The sequence below is a fragment of the uncultured Odoribacter sp. genome (assembly GCF_937966165.1).
Taxonomy (GTDB): Bacteria; Bacteroidota; Bacteroidia; order Bacteroidales; family Marinifilaceae; genus Culturomica.
Map to the genome: position 1 here is coordinate 1 of NZ_CALCLB010000024.1, position 2,540 is coordinate 2,540.

Here is a 2,540-nt window from a genome sequence, read left to right on the forward strand (position 1 = left end):
GACCCCGACCTTGGCAAGGTCGTGCTCTACCAACTGAGCTATTTTCGCATTTCAACGCTTCCAGTTTTTGAAACATTACCTTACCAAGGTCGGTTTAGGATCTTCTGGGGGGCAAGGTCGTGCTCTACCAACTGAGCTATGTGCAATATTTCAAAACAACGCTTTTCCTTTGTTGCGGTGCAAATATAACACGTTTTTAACAAAATAACCAAATAAAAAAGAAAAAAAATCGGCCGGTTCCGAAAAACCGACCGACCGCTAAAATCAAACTACCTACTTCACCTCAATTGTTTTTTGCAATTTCTCCGTCTCTGCATTCTTGGGCATCGTAATCTCAAGAATTCCGTCTTTGTAGGAAGCCTCAGCTTCAGCTACATTGTACTTATCCTCCGGTAGTTCGATTGTCCGGTGAAAAGAATAGGAAGAAAACTCCCTCCGAAGATATTTACCTTTTTCTCCATCCTCCTCTTTCTCTTCCCTGCTCTCACCTGATATATTCAGAAATCCATCCTTGTATTCCAATTTAATGTCCTCTTTTTTCATCCCGGGAACCCGAAGATCCAAAGTCAGGTTCTGATCATCTTCTTTAACATTTAATGCCGGAACTCCATTTCTCTCCTCCGTCTGATAAGGTATTACGGTATTGAAAAATTCATCCAATAAACTGGAATAAAAAGGCCGTAATTCTGTGTTTTTCTTTACTATGCTCATAACCGTATAATTTGATATTAATAGTTCCAAATTTCTGAGGATTTTACGGTCTATTTGAAATCACTGTTTCAGAAGAAACTTTAAATAATCGAAAATTAAAATATCGGGATTATTTTTTAAATCTTCTCCATTGATCTAACTGACAGATTCTCCTTTAACAGTTCTTTTACGATCACAAAATACATCCGGAAGTTTAAGTTTATATTTATGGTTATCTCCCATTTATTTACTATTTTAGATGTCCGAAAAAGTAAGGACATTCGTTACTTTTCAAGGTTTTTTATTTTATTTAATCTGTTTATTATTGATATTATGGCTATTATAAAAAAACTGAACGGACATACTCCGAAATTTGGTAAAAATTGTTTTCTGGCTGACAATGCCGCCATTATCGGAGAGGTAGAAATGGGCGATGACTGCAGTATCTGGTTCGGCGCTGTTCTGAGAGGCGACGTACATTATATAAAAATCGGCAATAAAGTAAATATACAGGATAACGCGACGATTCACGCTACATATCAAAAATCTCCGACCCATATCGGCAATAATGTTTCAATCGCCCACAATGCCGTTATTCACGGTTGTACGATTCAAGACAATGTCTTAATCGGGATGGGAGCCATCGTGCTGGATAATGCGGTTATCGAAAGCAATTCCATCGTGGCTGCCGGAAGTGTCGTGACAAAAGGTACTGTAGTGGAATCAGGCTGGGTGTATGCGGGAACTCCTGCAAAGAAAATCAAGCAAATGGGACCGGAATTACTGAAAGGAGAAGTGGAACGGATTGTAAATGCTTATTCCATGTATGCCGGCTGGTATAAAGAAGAATAGCCCAAAACAGGCCAAAGGCTGAATATACGGTAGAGAAATAAACCCCAAAAGACAAAAAGATGCTGAAAATAGGTGACTATCGATTAAATCTATATTTTTGTCTTCTTATATCACCAATTTTGGATATAAAAATATTTTTATACCCGAAGTTATAATTTAAACGTCATGAGTGTTATCATTTCACCTTCTCTCTTGTCTGCGGATTTTCTAAACCTCGGAAAAGAAATTGAACTGGTCAATAAAAGTAAAGCGGACTGGTTTCATCTGGATGTAATGGATGGTATATTTGTACCCAATATCTCTTACGGCTTACCCATTATCTCCCAGATTAAGAAAAAAGCGGAGAAACCTTTGGATGTGCATCTGATGATCGTACAGCCCGAACACTATATTGAACAATTTTATAAAGCCGGGGCTGATATTTTAACTGTACATTTAGAAGCATGCATTCATTTACACCGTACCCTGCAATGCATTAAATCTTTCGGAATGAAAGCCGGAGTAGCTTTGAACCCGCACACAGCCATCAATAATCTGGAAGACATCATTACCGATATCGATCTGGTACTGGTGATGAGCGTTAATCCGGGTTTCGGAGGACAAACTTTTATCGAAACCTCCCTCAATAAAGTGAGAAAGCTTAAAAAACTCATCCAGGAAAGCGAAAGCAAGGCCCTGATAGAAGTAGACGGAGGCGTTAACACCGAAACCGGTCGTTCGCTGACCGAAGCCGGAGCAGATGCCCTTGTTGCCGGAAGTTTTGTTTTCAACTCCCCGGATCCCCTGAAGACCATAAGTGACTTGAAAGAATTGAAATAAACCGAAATCCGACTATGTCTGAAATAATTATAAACGCCGATAAGGCTGTTATCCGCCAACAAAAAGTGGCCATACTGAAAGATGTCACCCTGGAAATAGAAAGCGGAGAATTTATCTATATCATCGGTAAGGTTGGAAGTGGCAAAAGCTCTTTTTTGAAAACATTGTATGCCGAACTT

General features: G+C 39.2%; 4 protein-coding genes. 3 read left to right on the forward strand and 1 reads right to left on the reverse strand.

The annotated features are described in order from the left end of the window. Positions 1-273: 273 nt before the first annotated feature. On the reverse strand, positions 274-711 hold the full coding sequence (locus tag Q0465_RS10430; protein ID WP_298615913.1) for an Hsp20/alpha crystallin family protein: 438 nt from the start codon (positions 709-711) through the stop codon (positions 274-276). A gap of 312 nt (positions 712-1,023) precedes the next feature. On the opposite strand from Q0465_RS10430, the gene Q0465_RS10435 reads away from it, so the two are divergent. The 3 genes from Q0465_RS10435 to Q0465_RS10445 all read left to right on the forward strand — a co-directional run. Next, positions 1,024-1,542, forward strand: coding sequence for a gamma carbonic anhydrase family protein (locus tag Q0465_RS10435; protein WP_298615915.1), 519 nt, complete (start codon positions 1,024-1,026; stop codon positions 1,540-1,542). Positions 1,543-1,707: 165 nt separating this feature from the next. Beyond that, positions 1,708-2,361, forward strand: a complete 654-nt coding sequence (gene rpe, locus Q0465_RS10440) for a ribulose-phosphate 3-epimerase (RefSeq protein ID WP_298615917.1) — start codon at positions 1,708-1,710, stop codon at positions 2,359-2,361. Between the two features lie 14 nt (positions 2,362-2,375). Continuing rightward, the coding region (locus tag Q0465_RS10445) for an ATP-binding cassette domain-containing protein (protein WP_298615920.1) at positions 2,376-2,540 on the forward strand (165 nt) is incomplete at its 3' end.